The following is a 455-nucleotide window of genomic DNA, read 5'->3' as shown; positions in this document are numbered from 1 at the left end:
CGGTCGTCGTCGTAGGCGCTGGTGCCCTCGTCCAGCAGCGGGCCGTCCGCGGCGGGCTGCGGGTGCTTGAGGTGGGCGGGGGCCAGGGCGCGCAGGCCGTGGTAGCCGAGCAGGGCGATCAGGGTGCCCAGGGCGATGCCGCCGAGCTCGAAGTTGTCGGTGAAGTGCAGCGTGACGTTGCCGATGCCGACGATCACGCCCGCCGCGACCGGCACCAGGTGCAGCGGGTTCGTCAGGTCGACCCGGTTGTGGATCCAGATCTGCGCGCCCAGCAGGCCGATCATGCCGTACAGCACGACGGTGATCCCGCCCAGCACCCCGCCCGGGATCGCCGCGACCACCGCGCCGAACTTCGGGCACAGACCGAACAGGATCGCGAAGCCGGCCGCGCACCAGTACGCCGCCGTCGAGTACACCCGGGTCGCCGCCATCACGCCGATGTTCTCCGCGTACGT

Annotated in this window: 1 protein-coding gene; it reads right to left on the bottom strand. The window is 71.6% G+C overall.

Annotated elements, in window-relative coordinates; all coding sequences use genetic code 11:
* Window positions 1-455: solute carrier family 23 protein (locus OO57_RS38005; RefSeq protein WP_033257492.1), on the bottom strand; the 455-nt coding region annotated here is incomplete at both ends.

The organism is Kitasatospora phosalacinea, assembly GCF_000717185.1.
GTDB classification, from domain to species: Bacteria; Actinomycetota; Actinomycetes; order Streptomycetales; family Streptomycetaceae; genus Kitasatospora; species Kitasatospora phosalacinea_A.
The sequence above is the reverse complement of the archived record's forward strand: the minus strand, read 5'-3'. Positions and strand labels throughout refer to the sequence as shown.